Consider the following 1,714-nt stretch of genomic DNA (forward strand, 5'->3'; position numbering starts at 1 on the left):
AAATTGCGATCTTTTTTTGATCGCTGTCGCTTGACTTTATTACTCAACTATTCAAAATCAAAACAAACCATTGTTCGTTTTTCGGAGTGCAAAGGTGCAAGCTTTATTTTTAATATCCAACAACTTGAACAAAAAAATAACGGTGAATTTTACCGCCGCATTTTTAACTCTTTTTCAAATCCTTTAAATCAAATCTCCTTTGAAATTTGTGAATGCAAAGGTACTAATTTCTGGGGTAACTGCAAGTATTTGAGCATAGAAATATCACAATTTATCAACTCTTTCGTTTGATCACAATAATTGCTATTTACAACGTCGAATGGTGATTTTTGTTAACAATATTTCGCAATATAATAGAGAAATCAACGGTTGAAAAGCCAACGTTTTTACTAGTGCTCACCTCTATTACCCTAGTACTTCATCATTGGGGTGGGCTATGTAATTTCAGTAATATAACGTACAAAATAAAAAACCTGTCAAGGTTAAGGGGGGCATAAGCAATGGTCAAGTCTTGGCATACCTAAAACATTGAGCAGGTATAGATTTTTTTTACATGTTTTATCAAACAGATTAGTATTACTAGTAAGAATTAAACTGGGGTTGTTCTCTTAAATGCATGATGACTATCATTACTAATCAAATAAAAAGTAAGCTTGTGGGTTAAGATTCTAATTCTTATGAGTATTTGAGCAAACATCAAAAGTGCTAAAACTAATACATGGAAGGTTATATAAATTTAAAAATCAACGGCTTATTCATCATACATTGCAGAAGATAACTTTAAATTAAGGGCTAGTTTGAATACTGGAGTTAAAAATAGTCGAATACTAGATCTGGGAAATATGTCAGAGAGTTGAGGGGATAATTTAATCAACTCTATATTTACTCTAGAGCCAAAAAACCCTCACTGTTTTCACAATGAGGGTTGGTATTGGATCGGCAGCGACCTACTCTTCCACATTTGATTGTAGTACCATCGGCGCAATGGGGCTTAACTGCTCTGTTCGGAATGGGAAAAGGTGAACACCCATGCTCTAACCACCGTTAGATCTTGCAATGTTTCATAAAGCATTTCACTTTACTGCGCATTGACTTATTTCTTTAAAGTTCTTATATATGATTTGTAATGGAATTTGATATTTAAACCATTATTACTTATAACAATTGATTGATCATCAATAATTATAACATAATGGAAGGCAGAAATTCTCAACACCGAAGCATTTTCTTTGTTCATACTTCTCTCTCTCTCACTTTGCTAACCCTTCATTTCCAGGAAGTTTTCGGGTAATTAGTATTGCTCAGCTCAGCGTCTTTCAACTCTTACACTTGCAACCTATCTACGTCGTCATCTCCAACGACCCTTATATAGATATCTCATCTCGAGGCGAGTTTCGCGCTTAGATGCTTTCAGCGCTTATCTCTTCCGAACGTAGCTACTCAGCGATGCATCTGACAACACAACTGATACACCAGAGGTTCGTCCAACCCGGTCCTCTCGTACTAAGGTCAGGTCCTCTCAAATATCTTACGCCCACAACAGATAGGGACCGAACTGTCTCACGACGTTCTGAACCCAGCTCGCGTGCCACTTTAATGGGCGAACAGCCCAACCCTTGGAACCTTCTCCAGCTCCAGGATGTGACGAGCCGACATCGAGGTGCCAAACCTCCCCGTCGATGTGAGCTCTCGGGGGAGATCAGCCTGTTATCCC

The 1,714-nt window shown here is 37.9% G+C and carries 2 rRNA genes; both read right to left on the reverse strand.

The features are described from left to right. Positions 1–934: 934 nt before the first annotated feature. Positions 935–1,046 (reverse strand): 5S ribosomal RNA (rrf, locus tag M23134_RS36785). A gap of 224 nt (positions 1,047–1,270) precedes the next feature. Next, positions 1,271–1,714: ribosomal RNA gene (locus M23134_RS36790) — 23S ribosomal RNA — on the reverse strand; the annotation flags it as partial.

This window comes from Microscilla marina ATCC 23134 (genome assembly GCF_000169175.1).
GTDB lineage: Bacteria > Bacteroidota > Bacteroidia > Cytophagales > Microscillaceae > Microscilla > Microscilla marina.